Raw genomic sequence first — 13,944 nt, forward strand, 5'->3', positions numbered from 1 at the left:
AAGCGTGACACGCGCCCCGGAGCGGCCGCCCGGGCCGGGGCCGGGCGGTAACGTCGCCGGTCATGAGGATGCTGGTCACCGGCGGTGCCGGGTTCATCGGGTCGGAAGTCGTACGGACGCTGGTGGCGGCGGGCCACCAGGTGCGGGTGCTGGACGCGCTGCTGCCCGCCGTCCACCCGTCCGGGGCGATGCCCGCCCTGCCGGACGGGGTGGAGGCCCGGCACGGGGACGTCCGGGACGCGGCCGCCGTCGAGCGGGCGCTCGACGGGGTGGACGCGGTCTGCCACCAGGCGGCGATGGTCGGCCTCGGGCTGGACCTCGACGACGCACCGGACTACGCGGGTTGCAACGACTTCGGCACCGCCGTGCTGCTCGCCGCGATGGCGCGCGCAGGCGTGCGGGACCTGGTACTCGCCGGGTCGATGGTGGTGTACGGCGAGGGCCGGTACCGGTGCCCGCTGCACGGGGACGTCTCCCCCGGCCCGCGGCGCCCGGAGGACCTGACGGCCGGGCGGTTCGAACCGCCGTGCCCCCGGTGCGGGGCGGAGCTGGCGCCCGGGCTGGTGACGGAGGACGCCCCGGCCGACCCGCGCAACGTGTACGCGGCCACCAAGCTGGCGCAGGAGCACCTGGCCGCCGCCTGGGCCCGCGCCTGCGGGGGCCGGGTCCTGGCGCTGCGCTACCACAACGTCTACGGGCCGGGCATGCCGCGCGACACCCCGTACGCCGGGGTCGCCTCGCTGTTCCGCTCGGCGCTGGCCCGGGGCGTGGCGCCGCGGGTGTTCGAGGACGGCGGCCAGCGCCGGGACTTCGTCCACGTCCGGGACGTGGCCGAGGCCAACCTCGCCGCCCTCGGCGTGCTCGGCGGCCGGCTCCCCGGCAGCGTCCGGGCGTACAACGTGGGCAGCGGCGAGGTGCGCACGATCGGCGAGCTGGCCGCGGCGCTGGCCGCCGCCCACGGCGGGCCGGCGCCGGTGGTGACCGGCGAGTACCGGCTCGGCGACGTCCGGCACATCACCGCGGACTCCACCCGGCTGCGCCGGGAGCTCGGCTGGCGGCCCCGGGTGGCCTTCGCCGACGGGATGGCGGAGTTCGCGACGGCGTCGGCCCAGCCGGTCTGACCTCCGGGGGTACGGCGGCCGCCCGGGCCGGGGCGGCCGTCAGGCCCGGGCGGCGGGCAGCACGATCTCGAAGCAGCAGCCGCCGACCACGTTGTGCACCCGGGCCTGTCCGGCGTGGGCCTCGACGATGCCGCGCACGATGGCGAGCCCCAGGCCGGCGCCGCCCTCGCCCCGCTCCCGCGCGCCGCCCGGCTCGGCCGGGCGCGGGGTGCGGGCGCTGCTGCCGCGCCACCCCGTCTCGAACACCCGGGGCAGGTCCTGCTCCGGGATGCCGCCGCAGCCGTCCGCGACCGAGAGCACCACCGCGTCCGCCTCCCGGCGGGCCGAGACGGCCACCACGCCGTCCTCCGGGGTCGAGCGGATCGCGTTGACCAGCAGGTTGCCCGAGCACCCGGGTGATCTCCCCGGCGTCCACCTCGACCGGCTCGGCGGCGACCTGCCGCCCCTCCAGCCGGACGCCGCGCTGGCGGGCCAGCGGATGGGCCCCGGCGAGCGCGTCGTCGACCAGGTCGAAGACGGACACCCGGGACAGCGAGAGGGACAGCGCGCCCGCCTGGATCCGGGACAGCTCGAACAGGTCGTCCACCATCCCGGTGAGCCGCTCGACCTCGGTCCGCATCCGCTGGAGGTACTGCTGCGGGTGTTCGGCCACGCCGTCCTCCAGCGCCTCCGCCATCGCGCGCAGGCCCGCCAGCGGGGTGCGCAGATCGTGCGAGATCCAGGCGATCAGCTCCCGGCGGGAGGTGTCCAGCGCCTGGGCGCGGGCCCGGGACTCGGCCAACCGGGCGCTGGTGGCGGCGAGTTCGGCACTGAGCTGGGCCAGCTCCAGGCCGAGCGGGTGCTCCGGGGCGGAGAAGCCGGTGTCGCTGCCGACCGTCCGGGCGGCCTCGGTCAGCGCCCGGCTGCCGGACACCACCTGACGGCCCAGCAGGGCGGCGGTCAGCAGCGACACCACCGAGGCCATCCCCAGCACCGTGATCACCACCCCGAGGTCGTGCCGGGACAGGAACATCGCCTGGGCGACGGCGAAGGTCCCGGAGGTGACCGCCAGCACGGTGACGGCGGCGACGCAGAACAGCGAGAGCGCGAGCGAGCGCCGCCGGACCAGCCGGACGGCCGCCCAGCCGAGCAGGCCGGCCCCGCCGGCGCCGAGCGCGGCGAACAGCGCGATCAGCAACAGGTCCTTCACGCCGCCCCGCCCTCCTCGGCCGCGGTCTCCGGCGTCGGGTCGAGCCGGTAGCCGACGCCCCAGACGGTGGTGATCAGCGCCGGTACGGCCGGGTCGTGCTCGATCTTCTCGCGCAGCCGCCGGACGTGGACCGTGACGGTGGACAGGTCGCCGAAGTCCCAGCCCCAGACGCGTTCCATCAGCTCCTGCCGGGAGAACACCGTGCGCGGATTCCGCAGCAGGAACGCCAGCAGGTCGAACTCCCTTATCGTCAGCAGCAGTTGCCGCCCCGAGCGGTGGACGGTCCGGGCCCTGGGGTCGAGCGTGATGTCGCCGCGGACCAGCGGCCCGCCGGAGGCCCGGACGGCCCCGGTGGCCCGGGAGCGGCGCAGCACCGACTGCACCCGCAGGACCAGCTCCCGGGGGCTGAACGGCTTGGTGACGTAGTCGTCCGCGCCCAGTTCCAGACCGAGGATGCGGTCGCTCTCGTCGCCCTTGGCGGTGAGCATCACCACCGGCAGGTCGGCGCCGTCGTCGTCGGCGCGCAGCCGGCGCAGCACCTCCAGGCCGTCGATCCCGGGCAGCATCAGGTCCAGGACCAGCAGGTCCGGGCGCCGGGCGCGGGCCAGGGCGAGGCCCTGCGGGCCGTCGGTGGCCAGCTCGACGTGGTGGCCGGCCCGGGTGAGGTAGCCGGCCACCACCTCGGACACGGTGGGGTCGTCGTCGATCACCAGGACGCGGCCGGGCGGGGGCGCTCCGACGGTGCTGCGGCTGTCGTTCACCTCGCCGAGGATACGGGCCGCCGAGCGGGGTGCGGGCGCCCTCCGGGTCCGACGTCCGCGTTCCGTAAGATCCCCCGGACGGCCCCCCGCCGGAGCGGCGTAGCACTTCCGTAAGGGCGCGGTTCGGCCGCGCCGGGACCACCCGCGGTTAGCGTGACCGGCGTGACTCCTCCCCTCCCTCCCCTTCCGGTCGCCGACGTGGTGCTGCCCTGCCTGGACGAGGCCAAGGCCCTGCCCTGGGTGCTCGGCCGGATCCCGCCCGGCTGGCGGGCGATCGTCGTGGACAACGGCTCCCGGGACGGCTCGGCCGAGCTGGCCCGCTCCCTCGGCGCGACCGTGGTCGAGGAGCCCCGGCGCGGCTTCGGGGCCGCCTGCCACGCCGGGCTGAGCGCCGCCACCGCGGACCTGGTCTGCTTCCTGGACTGCGACGGCTCGCTCGACCCCGCCCAACTCCCCCGGGTCACCGGCCCGGTGCTGGCCGGCACGGCGGACCTGGTGCTCGGCCGCCGCCGCCCGGCCACCCCCGGCGCCTGGCCGCCGCACGCCCGGCTGGCCAACGCCGTCCTCGCCCGCCGGCTGCGGGCCCGCACCGGCGCCCCGCTGCACGACCTCGGCCCGATGCGGGCGGCCCGCCGGGAGCGGCTGCTGGCACTGGGCCTGGGCGACCGGCGCTCCGGCTACCCGCTGGAGATGGTGCTCGCCGCCTCCGCCGCCGGGCTGCGGATCGCCGAGACGCCGGTCGACTACCTGCCGCGCGCGGGGCGCTCCAAGGTCACCGGCACCCTGCGCGGCACCCGCCAGGCGGTCCGCGACATGCGGGCGGTGCTGGCCGCGCCGCCGCCCACCCTGCTGGTGATCGCCAAGGCGCCCGTCCCGGGCCGGGTGAAGACCCGGCTCACCCCGCCGTTCACCCCCGCCCAGGCGGCCGACCTCGCCGGGGCCGCGCTCACCGACACCCTGCACACCCTCGCCACCGTGCCGGCCGGCCGCCGCCTGCTGGTGCTGGACGGCGAGCCGGGCCCCTGGCTGCCGCCGGGCTGGGAGGTCGTCCGGCAGTGCGGCGGCGGCCTGGACCGCCGGCTGGCCGACGCCTTCGCCCACGCCGCCCGGCGGGCCCCCGACGCGCCCGCGCTGCTGGTCGGCATGGACACCCCGCAGCTGGCCGCCGCCACCCTGTCCGAGCCGCTGTCCGCCGCCCGGCGGCCGGGCACCGACGCCTGGTACGGCCCGGCGGCCGACGGCGGGTTCTGGGCCCTGGGCCTGGCCCGGCCGACCCCGCAGCTGGCGGCCCGGCTGCTGCACGACGTGCCGATGTCCACCCCGGGCACCGGAGCGGCGCTGCTGGACCGGCTGGCGCGGGCCCGGCTGACCGTGCACCGGCTGCCCGAGCTGACGGACGTGGACACCGCGGACGACGCCCGGCGGGTCGCCGCCGAGGCGCCCGGCGGCCGGTTCGCGGCCCGGCTCCGCGACCTCACCACCGCGCCGGAGGTGGCGAGTTGACGGTCGCCGCACCCTGGGTGGACGACCCCTTCGCCGAGGCCGTCCGGACCGGCCGCGGCCCGCTGTGGCTGCGCCGTGAGGACGGTCGGCGGCTGCACCTGGACATCGAACGCTGGTGCGCGCCGGCCGACGGCGCCGACCACAGCCTGCTGCTGCGCTGCGCGGGCCTGGCCGCCCCCGTGCTCGACCTCGGCTGCGGCCCCGGCCGGCTGGTGGCCGCGCTGCTCGCCCTCGGCGTGCCCGCCCTCGGGGTGGACGTGACCGGGGCGGCGGTGGACCGCACCGTCGGCCTCGGCGGCCCGGCGCTCTGCCGTTCGGTCTTCGACCGGCTGCCCGCCGAGGGCCGCTGGGGCGCCGCCCTGCTCGCCGACGGCAACCTCGGGATCGGCGGCGACCCGGACGCCCTGCTCCGCCGGGCCCGCCAACTCATCGCCCCGGACGGGCTGTTGCTGGTCGAGGTGGAGGCGGAGGAGGTCGACGAGCGGACCGTCGTGCGGGTGGAGGGAGCGGACGGCCGGCTCGGCCCGGCCTTCCCGTGGGCCCGCCTCGGCCTGCGCGCCGCCCTGCGCCGGGCCCGCGCCGCGGGCCTGGTCGAGGCGGAGCGCTGGACCTCGTACGGGCGCCGCTTCCTCGCGCTGCGCCGGGTGTGAGGCCGGGCGGGCCGCTCACGGCCCGCCGGCCCCCTCACGTACGGCCCGCCGGCCCCCTCACGTACGGCCCGCCGGGCCGCTCACGGCTCGTCGGCGGCCACCGCCCGCGGCTGCCGGTCCGCCGCCGGCCGGGGCTCCTCGTCCGTCGCCGGTCGCACCGCCTCCTCGGGGGCCAGCCACTGCGGGTGCTCCCGCTCGGCCCAAGCGCGCTCGACCAGGCCGGTGCGCATCCCGAGCCGCGACTCCCCGTCCCGCCAGGCCATCCGGACGTGCCCGGCGAGCACGACGGCGATGGCCGCGGCCAGCCAGTCGTGCACGAAGGTCGCGCCGGTGCGCCAGTCCGGCGGGGCCAGCCGGGTCAGCCACATCAGCAGCCCGGTGCCGACGATCACCAAAATCGCGCCGAGCGTCCACTGGGCGTACAGCTTCTGGCCCGCGTTGAACTTCCCGGCCGGGCGGTACGCGGCCCGGGCCCGCACGGCCCGCAGCCACTGCCCGTCCACCGGGGTGAAGCGGCTCAGTCGGGAGACGTCCCTGCGCACCGCCCGGGAGGCCAGCCCGAGCAGCAGCGGCACCGGCAGCGCCAGGCCGCACCACACGTGGACGGTGACCACCAGCGGCCGGTTGCCGACCAGTTGGGCGAGCGGCGCGAGGTAGAGGCAGGCCGCCGTGGCCAGGCAGACGCCCATCAGCACGGCGGTGGAGCGGTGCACCCAGCGCGCGGCCCGGGTGAAGCGCAGGACCGGCTCAACTCGTCGGTGCATCGGCCCGCCCGTTCGAACGGCCGACCCAGGCGTCGACGTCGTACCCGTTGACCTCCCAGTACCCCGGCTGGACGGCGTCGGTGACGGTGATCCCGGAGAGCCACTTCGCCGACTTGTAGAAGTACATCGGCGCGACGTACAGCCGCACCGGCCCGCCGTGCTGGTGGCTGATCGGCTTGTCCTGCATGCTCAGGGCCACCAGGACGTCGTCGCGCCGCGCCTGCTCCAGGGTCAGGCTCTCGCTGTACGCGCCGTCGAAGCAGTCGAAGCGCACCGCCCTGGCGCCCGGCCGCACCCCGGCGGTGTCGAGGAGGTGCGCCAGCGGCACGCCCTCGAACGGGGTGTCCGGCACCCGCCAGCCGGTGACGCACTGGACGTCCTTGACCAGTCGGCGCTGCGGCATGGCCCGGAGGTCGGCCAGCCGGTGGGTGGCCGGGCGGTCCACCAGGCCGCCGACGGTCAGCCCGTAGGTCGTCGCGTCCCGCTCGGGGACGGAGGTCACCACCGAGTAGTACCGGAAGCCGTTGTTGCCGGGCAGCAGGCCGCTGAGGCCGCTCGGGTCCCGCTCGGCCAGGCTCGACTCGGCCCGTTGCAGGGCCGGGCCGGCGGCGACGCCCACCGCGCCCAGCCCGAGCAGCCCCAGCACGACCCGTCGGCCCACCGGAGTCCCCTTGGGGTGTTCCACTTCTTTCGTCACGCGCCGATTCGAGCAGGTCGGACCGGGCCGCGGCCAGTCCCGGGGGCGTACCGTCAGGCTTTCGTCATCTCTCGTGGCCCGGCGGCGCGCACCGGTTCCGCGCCGAGCAGCCCGCGCAGCCCCGCCACCACCAGGACACCGGCGAGGGCTGCCCCGTACGCGGCCCGCTGGACGTCCTCGCCGCCCGCCAGGTACAGCACCTGCCCGGCCGCCGGCACGGCCAGCCACTCCCAGCGCCCGTCCAGCGCGACCAGCGCCACCACCAGCAGCCCGTACCAGGGGTAGCTGGGCGCCACCACCAGCAGGGCCGTGCCGGTCACCAGCAGCGCGCCCTGCCACGGCCGGGCCGGGTCGCCGCGGCGCAGCACCCACAGCACCACCGCCGCCAGCACCACGGCCGCCGCCCACGGGGCCCACCGGTCGGGCAGCAGCACCCGCAGCAGGCCGAAGCGTTCGAGGTGGCCCTGTTCGTAGCCCTCCTCCCGCAGGTAGCCGGGCAGATAGCCCAGGACGCCCGGGCCGGAGGCGACCACGTAGGGGACGTACACCAGCACGAAGGTGCCGAGCGCGGAGCCGAGCAGCAGCAGGTCGTGCCTGGTCGGCCGCCGGGCCAGCAGCCCGGAGACCGCCCCGGGCAGGGCGAGGGCCGGCAGCAGTTTGGTGGCGACCGCCGCGCCGAGCAGCGCTCCGCCGGCGCCGGCCCGGCGGCGGGCCGCGCAGCCCAGCCCGGCCACCATCAGCAGCGCCCCGAGGGTGTCCACATGGGCGTCGTTGACCGCCCAGACCGTCACCCCCGGGCACCAGGCCCAGAGCGCCGCCCGGCGGCGGCGCCCGCCGACGGCGAGCAGCACGCCGGTGGTGGCGACCGCCAGCAGCGCACCGCCGGCCTGCACCCCGCGTACCCCGCCGCCGAACGGGTGCTGGACCAGGAACCACGCCTCCGCGACCGGTGGGTAGATGGTGTGCACGGCGGGCCGGTTGATCCGGACGCAGTCCCCGGCCGCGGTCCGCCGCTCGTCCCAGCCGGCGCAGTCGCCGCCGACCGGGAAGAGGCCGGGATCGCGCAGCCGCAGCAGCGCCGGGTCGTCCGGGGTGTGGGCGTACGGGGAGATCCCGGCCGCCTGGACCCGCCCGTCCCACACGTACCGGTAGGCGTCGTCGCTGGTGCGCGGGGGCGCCAGCAGCCCGGCCCCGGCGACCAGGAAGCTCCCGGCCAGCACCAGCGGCACCACCCGGCGGTCGGGCACCCGGCGGAGCGTGAGCAGCGCGAGCCCGAAGGCCACCGCGTCCAGGAGGTACCAGGCGTTCAGCCGCGACCGGTCGCCGAGCGTCCCGCCGACGGTCACGGTCGACGCGAGGAGGACCGTCAGGACGGCGAGGGCGAGCGCGCAGGGCAGGGTCCGGGCGGGCGCGGCCCGGTCAGGCGCCCGGGACACCGGGCAGCCCGGTCGCCAGACCGTCCAGGGCGTGCGGGCAGGCGCACTCCCGTTCCAGGGGCATCGCCTCCAGTGCCTTGAACAGCACGGTGCGCAGCCGGTCGACGTTGCGGGCGAAGACCTCCAGCACCTCGGTGTGGGTCACGCCGTCCCCGCTCTCCACTCCGGCGTCGTGGTCGGTGACCAGCGCCAGGGAGCTGTAGCAGAGGCCGAGTTCGCGGGCGAGGACGGCCTCCGGGTGGCCGGTCATGCCGACCACCGACCAGCCGTTGGCGGCGAACCAGCGAGACTCGGCCCGGGTGGAGAAGCGCGGGCCCTCGATCACCACCAGCGTGCCGCCGTCCACGGGCTCCCAGGCGGACTCGAGCGCCGCGTCCAGCAGGACCCGCCGCCCGGCCGGGCAGTACGGGTCGGCCATCGACACGTGCACCACCCCGGGCACCGAGCCGTCCGGCAGCGGCTGCCCGTCGTAGAAGGTCTGCACCCGCCCGGAGGTGCGGTCCACGAACTGGTCCGGCACCAGCAGCGTCCCCGGCCCGTACTCCGCCCGCAGGCCGCCCACCGCGCACGGCCCCAGCACCTGCCGCACGCCGAGCGAGTGCAGCGCCCACAGGTTGGCGCGGTAGTCGATCCGGTGCGGCGGCAGCCGGTGGCCGCGCCCGTGCCGGGGCAGGAACGCCACCCGGCGACCGGCCACCTCCCCGACGAACAGCGCGTCGCTGGGCGGACCGTAGGGGGTGTCGACCCGCACCTCCACCACGTCGTCCAGCAACGCGTACAGCCCGGAACCGCCGATCACACCCAGCTCGGCCCGCGGGGCGTCCTGACGCACCGTCATGTGCACCACCTCTCTTCAGGGGAACGCCCGACCACTGTAGGAGCGGGCCGGGACGGATCGTCCAGGTACGGCCTTACGAATCGCGAACGTCGCGGCTGTGGCTGTGGCTGTGGCCCCGGCCGCGCCGGGGCGGGCGGGCCCGGCGGATCCTGAACGCCAGGGCGACGGCCGAGAGCCCGAAGAGCACCCCGGTGACGGCGAGCCACCGCCCGAGGTAGACCCCTTCGGAGAGCCCGGTCGCCCCCGGGTACGGCACGGAGAGGTCGAGGATCAGCGGGAACCAGACGAGCAGCAGCAGGCCGGACAGGACTGCCGGCACCCGCAGGTGGTTGATCCAGGTCCGCGGTGCGCTCCCGGCCGGCGCCCGGCGGCGGCGCAGCACGGACCGGGCCGAGAGGTCGGCGATCGAGTAGAGCGGGAGCAGCACCAGGTCGTGGGCGACGGCCGCGCCGACGAACCAGACCGCCACCGCGAGCGGGCGTTCGACGACCAGCCGCTGGACGGCGTAGCCGGTGAGGGCGAGCGAGGCGAGCAGCGCGAGCAGGTGCAGCGGGCCCGCGCCGTACCAGGCGGCGAAACGCCGTCCCCGGCCCGTCGTCCCGTCCGTCGTCTCCGGTGTGTCCGGCATGTGCCTCACGTCCTGAAGGTCAGTCGGCCGACCCACTTGGTGTTGTTCACACCCGGGTTGGCGGGGACGATGATCCGGGCCGGGTAGCCGTGGTCCAGCCCGAGGTCGACGCCGTTGACGTGCAGGGCCAGCAGCGAGAGCGGGTCCCGGATCTGGTTGCCGCGCAGCACCACGGAGGAGTACGGGCCGGGCGGCTGCACCGAGTCCACCAGGACGTCCGCCGCGTCGGGCACCCCGGCCAGGGCCGCGAGGTCGGCGAGCCGCAGCCCGCTCCAGTGCTGGTCCTCGGTGGACCAGCCCTCCACGCAGGCGATCGGCAGCAGGGCCGGCCACTGCGGCATCGCCAGCAGCTGCTCCCGGGTGAACACCCGCACCGGCCCGGCCCCGTACAGCTCCAGCCGCCAGTCCGGGCCGACCATGGCCGGTGAAACGCCCACGGACGCCGCCGTCTTGTTGACCTGGAAGCCGTTCGGGCCCTTCTCCGGCGCCCGGTTGTGCGGCGCCAGCAGCGCGGTGCCGCGCAGCCGGCCGCCGATGCTCTGGCCCGCGGTGACCACCAGCAGGGCCAGCGACCCCGCGCCCACCAGGGCGAGCGCCCCGCGCCGGGCGATCGTCGGCGCGGCGGGGGCCGTCGCCACCAGGCCGTCGGCGTCCGGGGGTTCGGGCCGGGTGCCGGCCACGCCGGTGCGCAGCTCCCGCCAGAACGGGCGCGAGCGCAGGGCGCGGACGAGCCGGCCGGACTTGAGCCCGACATGGACGGCGAACGCGGCGATGAACACCCACGCCCCGTAGAAGTGCAAGGTGTAGAAGGACCCCGGGAAGACGTAGTGGAGCTGGATGTTGAGGATCCCGGTCACGAACTCGAAGACGGCGCCGCCGACCAGCATCAGCAGCGACAGCCGCTCCAGCCCGTGGGCCGCGCTGCGCACCGGCGGCCACGCGAACAGCTTCGGGATCACCGACCACAGTTTGGCGAGCACCACCGGCACCAGGACGACGCCGAGCGTCACGTGCACGCCCTGGGTGAGCCGGTAGAGCCAGTAGGGCCGGGTCGGCCAGTCGAACAGGTAGAAGCCCAACAGGCCCTTTTCCGGGGTCTGGTCGTTGAGCGGGCCCAGGTCGGGGTTGTAGGCGGCGTAGGACAGCGCGCCGGTGACGAACAGCACCGGGATCCCGACCAGCAGCACCAGCCCGAACACCGAGGTCAGCCACGGGCCGCGGATCGGGCTGCGCCAGAACCCCGGCCGGAACGGCCCGGGTGGGGCGGGCAGCCGCCCGAGTCCGCCCGCCACCGCGGCCGGCAGCGCTGCCGCCGCCCGGCCGAACCGCCGAACGGACCCCCTCAACCCTCGTTCCCTCCCCGGCAGTTCACTCGCGCGCTTCGCCGCCACCGCCGACCACCTCCGCCCGTCCGGAAACCCCTGCCGCACGCCGGGGGCTCTCCGCACCACCGCACCAGGCCAGTTGGCCGCGACTCGCGGGACAGCCAACCACCCGGCCCGGACCCCTCCCCCGGACACCACACCCGACCGGGCCCCGGATCACCCGGACGGCGGTGTCCCACCCGGGGGTGGCGACCCTCCCCCGCCCTCCGGCCCCGGCCGCGTCAGTAGAGGACCGTGCCCATCGGCGAAGGGGCGCCGGTGACGTAGGCCCGGATCGCGGCGAGGTACTCGTCGCGCCGGACGTACCCGTCCTCGTCGGTGTCGAGGAGGTCGAAGGCGGCGCGGGCATTCTCGGGCCGGTTGCCGAGGACCTCGCGCAGGGTGGCGAACTCCTCGCGGGTGACGGCCCCGTCGCCGTCGCCGTCACCGAGGTCGAACAGCGCGGCGAGGGCGTCCTTGCAGATGTCGTCGAACTTCTCGCCGTCGACCCAGCCGTTGTACTGGTCGAAGGTCAGGAAGCCGTCACCGTCGGCGTCCATCGCGGCCCAGGCCTTCTCACCGGTGACGCGGGCGGCGATCACCAGCGGGTCGTCGTCGGCGCGGCCGCTGGCCTGCTGGGCCCAGTCGATGCGCACGAAGTAGTCGTGCCGGGAGACGGTGCCGTCGCCGTCGGTGTCGAGCATCGCGTAGATGCGGGCCCGGTGGGCTTCGAGCTCGGGGTCGGGGGCGGTGGTGTTCGGCTGCTGCTGGTCGAGGGACATGCGGGGCCCTTCAGGGGTCGACGGCCCGGTCATCCGGTGGGATGCGGGCGGGGTGTGCGGGGAGCGGGTGGGCGGGGGCTCAGTGGGTGAGGCGGACGATGTTGGTCGAGTCGACCTTCTTCTCGCCCGCCGGGGTGCCGCAGCCGGTGCCGGTGCTGGTGCCCACCGAGTGCAGGACGTCACCGGCGAAGCGCGCGCTGTCCTTGCTCACGCTGCCGCTGGAGACCAGGGAGGCGGTGCCCTGCACCTTGGTCACGTCCGTGGCATCGGACCGGAGGATGGAGGTGGTGCCGTCGGACCAGTGAACCGTGGTCGTGGAAGTGTCACGGTGCTCGTCCCCGGTGCACTCCTCCCCGGGCGCGGTGATGGTGTGTTCGAAGGTCCCGGTGCCGCTGGGGATCCCGGCGGCGTCGACGCAGGTGAGGGTGCCGGTCATCCGCAGGGTGTCGGGCTGGGTGGCGTTGCCGCCGTTCGGGTCGACGGCGGTGTCGAAGGAGCCGTGCGAGAGCTGGACGCAGGTGGCGTCCACGGTCCCGGAGCCGGCACGGGTGGCGCGGACGGCGTCGGTGGGGGCCGCGCCGGCCACCAGGAACGGGGAGGCGGCCAGCAGGGCGGCCAGCAGAACGGTCTTCATCAGGGTGCCTTTCCTCCGGCGGGCCCGATCCCGACCCGCGGTGTGCGCAGCGAGCGGTCGCCCCGTCGGCGGGTGCGGGCCGGACGGCCCCGCGGTGCGACCGACGGTTCAACGATCTTGGAGTTGCGGAGGACACTGCGGGAGCGCGGTGGATCGCCGACGGTGTACAGCGGCGGAAGAGTGGGTGAAGCCGGGCCCGCACGGCAGCGGGCCGGCTGCGGCAGGCCCGAACATGACAGGCATGGATCGTCTCCTGCGGTGCGTCGTCGCCCTGGTGCTGGCCGTGGTCCCGGCCGGCCTGCTCGCCCCGTCGGCCCGGGCCGGGACCGACGGGAAGTGGGCGCCGCTCGCGCCCGGGGTGGGCTACCGGGAGCTGACGGTCCGTACCCCGCACGGCGAGGCGCGGGTGTACGCCGTCCGCGCCGACCTCCGGCAGCCGGGGGTGCGGGCGGACCTGCTGTTCCCCGGCGCGGTGGCCGCCCGGGCGCCGCTGACCCGGCTGGCCGGGGCGCGCGGCGCGGTCGCCGCGGTGAACGGGGACTTCTTCGACATCTCCGAGGAGCAGCACCCGGGGGTCGAGGCCACCGGGGCGCCCTCCGGCCCGGCCGTGTACCGGGGCCGGGCGCTGAAGGCCGCGGTCCCGGAGGCCCAGCGGTTCGGCGAGCGGCCGCCGCCGGGCGACGACGACCGCGACGTGTTCGGGGTGGGCGTGGACGGGGTGGCCCGGCTCGACCGGCTGGAGCTGGACGGCCGCCTGTGGACCCCGGACGGCGACCACCCGCTCGGCGGTCTCAACCAGTACGCCCTCCCGGTCGGATCGATCGGCGCGTTCACCGCCGACTGGGGCGGGGCCTCCCGGGCCCGGGCCGTCTGCGGGAGCGACACGTCGCGCGCGGACCCCTGCAGCACGGACACCTGGGAGGTGACGGTCCGCCACGACCGGGTGGTGTCGGCCTCCCCGACCCCGGGCGGCGGCCCGATCCCCGAGGACAGCACCGTGCTGCTCGGCCGGGAGGCCGGCGCCCGCGTGCTGGCCGGGCTCCCCCTCGGCACACCCGTCGTCGTGACGCACCGCCTCGCCGCGACCCGGCCGGTGCCGCTCGCCTTCGCCCTGGGCGCCTACCCGGTGCTGCGCGGTGGACGTCCGGTGCCGGGGCTGGACACCACCCGCGCCGAGCCGCGCACTGCGGTCGGCCTGGCGGGCGGCGGGCGGGTCGTGGTCCTGCTCTCCACCGACGGGCGCGAGGGCACCTCCACCGGTCTGACCGTCGCCGAACTCGCCCGGGTGGTCGGCGACCTCGGCTGCCGGGACGGCGTCTTCCTGGACGGCGGGGCCTCCGCCACCCTGGCCGCCCGGGACCCGGCCACCGGGGTCCTCACGGTGCGCAACCGCCTCGACCACGGCCGGGAACGGCCGGTCCCCAACGGCATCGGCCTCTTCGCCGGGACCGACCGGCCGTCCGACTGATTCGGCGGAAAGACGACAGCAGGTGTCGGGTATCCCCGGGAGAGTGGGGTCGCCGGTCCGTGCCGTGGGGTTGCGGGCCGGGACGGACGACCACACGGACAAGGACCCG

The 13,944-nt window shown here is 76.5% G+C and carries 13 protein-coding genes and 2 pseudogenes; 5 read left to right on the forward strand and 10 right to left on the reverse strand.

Translation table 11 applies throughout. The features are described 5' to 3' along the window. The first annotated feature begins 62 nt into the window (after positions 1-62). A complete protein-coding gene (locus AB0O91_RS15830; protein WP_363432613.1) occupies positions 63-1,121 on the forward strand; it encodes an NAD-dependent epimerase/dehydratase family protein in 1,059 nt (352 codons plus the stop codon). A 39-nt stretch (positions 1,122-1,160) separates the two neighbouring features. Here AB0O91_RS15830 and AB0O91_RS15835 read toward each other — a convergent pair. Beyond that, a pseudogene (locus AB0O91_RS15835) lies at positions 1,161-2,310 on the reverse strand (HAMP domain-containing sensor histidine kinase). Then, positions 2,307-3,071: a response regulator transcription factor gene (locus AB0O91_RS15840; protein ID WP_363432615.1), complete on the reverse strand. Its 765-nt coding sequence runs from the start codon at positions 3,069-3,071 to the stop codon at positions 2,307-2,309. Before AB0O91_RS15840 ends, AB0O91_RS15835 begins: the two are co-directional and overlap by 4 nt. Before the next feature lie 162 nt (positions 3,072-3,233). On the opposite strand from AB0O91_RS15840, the pseudogene AB0O91_RS15845 reads away from it, so the two are divergent. The 3 genes and pseudogenes from AB0O91_RS15845 to AB0O91_RS15855 all read left to right on the forward strand — a co-directional run. Continuing rightward, a pseudogene (locus tag AB0O91_RS15845) lies at positions 3,234-3,911 on the forward strand (glycosyltransferase family 2 protein); the annotation flags it as partial. Further along, the gene (locus tag AB0O91_RS15850; RefSeq protein WP_363432773.1) at positions 3,885-4,574 is read left to right on the forward strand and encodes a DUF2064 domain-containing protein; all 690 of its coding nucleotides are present in this window, start codon (positions 3,885-3,887) and stop codon (positions 4,572-4,574) included. The pseudogene AB0O91_RS15845 and the gene AB0O91_RS15850, both read left to right, overlap by 27 nt. Beyond that, positions 4,571-5,224, forward strand: a complete 654-nt coding sequence (locus AB0O91_RS15855; RefSeq protein WP_363432618.1) for a class I SAM-dependent methyltransferase — start codon at positions 4,571-4,573, stop codon at positions 5,222-5,224. Before AB0O91_RS15850 ends, AB0O91_RS15855 begins: the two co-directional genes overlap by 4 nt. Positions 5,225-5,304: 80 nt before the next feature. Here AB0O91_RS15855 and AB0O91_RS15860 read toward each other — a convergent pair whose 3' ends face one another. From AB0O91_RS15860 to AB0O91_RS15895, 8 genes are all read right to left on the reverse strand, one after another. Further along, complete coding sequence (locus tag AB0O91_RS15860) at positions 5,305-5,988, reverse strand: cytochrome b/b6 domain-containing protein (RefSeq protein ID WP_363432621.1); 684 nt, start codon at positions 5,986-5,988, stop codon at positions 5,305-5,307. After that, the gene (locus tag AB0O91_RS15865) at positions 5,972-6,685 is read right to left on the reverse strand and encodes a molybdopterin-dependent oxidoreductase (protein ID WP_363432623.1); all 714 of its coding nucleotides are present in this window, start codon (positions 6,683-6,685) and stop codon (positions 5,972-5,974) included. The genes AB0O91_RS15860 and AB0O91_RS15865 overlap by 17 nt, the downstream gene beginning before the upstream one ends. A gap of 53 nt (positions 6,686-6,738) precedes the next feature. Beyond that, positions 6,739-8,121, reverse strand: coding sequence for a glycosyltransferase 87 family protein (locus AB0O91_RS15870; protein ID WP_363432625.1), 1,383 nt, complete (start codon positions 8,119-8,121; stop codon positions 6,739-6,741). After that, positions 8,105-8,959, reverse strand: a complete 855-nt coding sequence (locus tag AB0O91_RS15875) for an S-methyl-5'-thioadenosine phosphorylase (protein ID WP_363432628.1) — start codon at positions 8,957-8,959, stop codon at positions 8,105-8,107. Before AB0O91_RS15875 ends, AB0O91_RS15870 begins: the two co-directional genes overlap by 17 nt. A gap of 73 nt (positions 8,960-9,032) precedes the next feature. Further along, positions 9,033-9,587, reverse strand: a complete 555-nt coding sequence (locus AB0O91_RS15880) for a hypothetical protein (RefSeq protein WP_363432631.1) — start codon at positions 9,585-9,587, stop codon at positions 9,033-9,035. 5 nt (positions 9,588-9,592) lie between these two features. Next, a complete protein-coding gene (locus AB0O91_RS15885) occupies positions 9,593-10,879 on the reverse strand; it encodes a molybdopterin-dependent oxidoreductase (RefSeq protein ID WP_363432776.1) in 1,287 nt (428 codons plus the stop codon). 314 nt (positions 10,880-11,193) lie between these two features. Further along, complete coding sequence (locus tag AB0O91_RS15890; RefSeq protein ID WP_363432634.1) at positions 11,194-11,733, reverse strand: EF-hand domain-containing protein; 540 nt, start codon at positions 11,731-11,733, stop codon at positions 11,194-11,196. A 79-nt stretch (positions 11,734-11,812) separates the two neighbouring features. After that, positions 11,813-12,367: a hypothetical protein gene (locus tag AB0O91_RS15895; protein ID WP_363432636.1), complete on the reverse strand. Its 555-nt coding sequence runs from the start codon at positions 12,365-12,367 to the stop codon at positions 11,813-11,815. A 241-nt stretch (positions 12,368-12,608) separates the two neighbouring features. Between AB0O91_RS15895 and AB0O91_RS15900 the strand changes: the two genes are divergently transcribed. After that, positions 12,609-13,835, forward strand: coding sequence for a phosphodiester glycosidase family protein (locus AB0O91_RS15900; RefSeq protein WP_363432639.1), 1,227 nt, complete (start codon positions 12,609-12,611; stop codon positions 13,833-13,835). The last annotated feature ends 109 nt before the right edge of the window (positions 13,836-13,944 follow it).

The organism is Kitasatospora sp. NPDC089797 (genome assembly GCF_040684795.1).
Lineage (GTDB): Bacteria > Actinomycetota > Actinomycetes > Streptomycetales > Streptomycetaceae > Kitasatospora.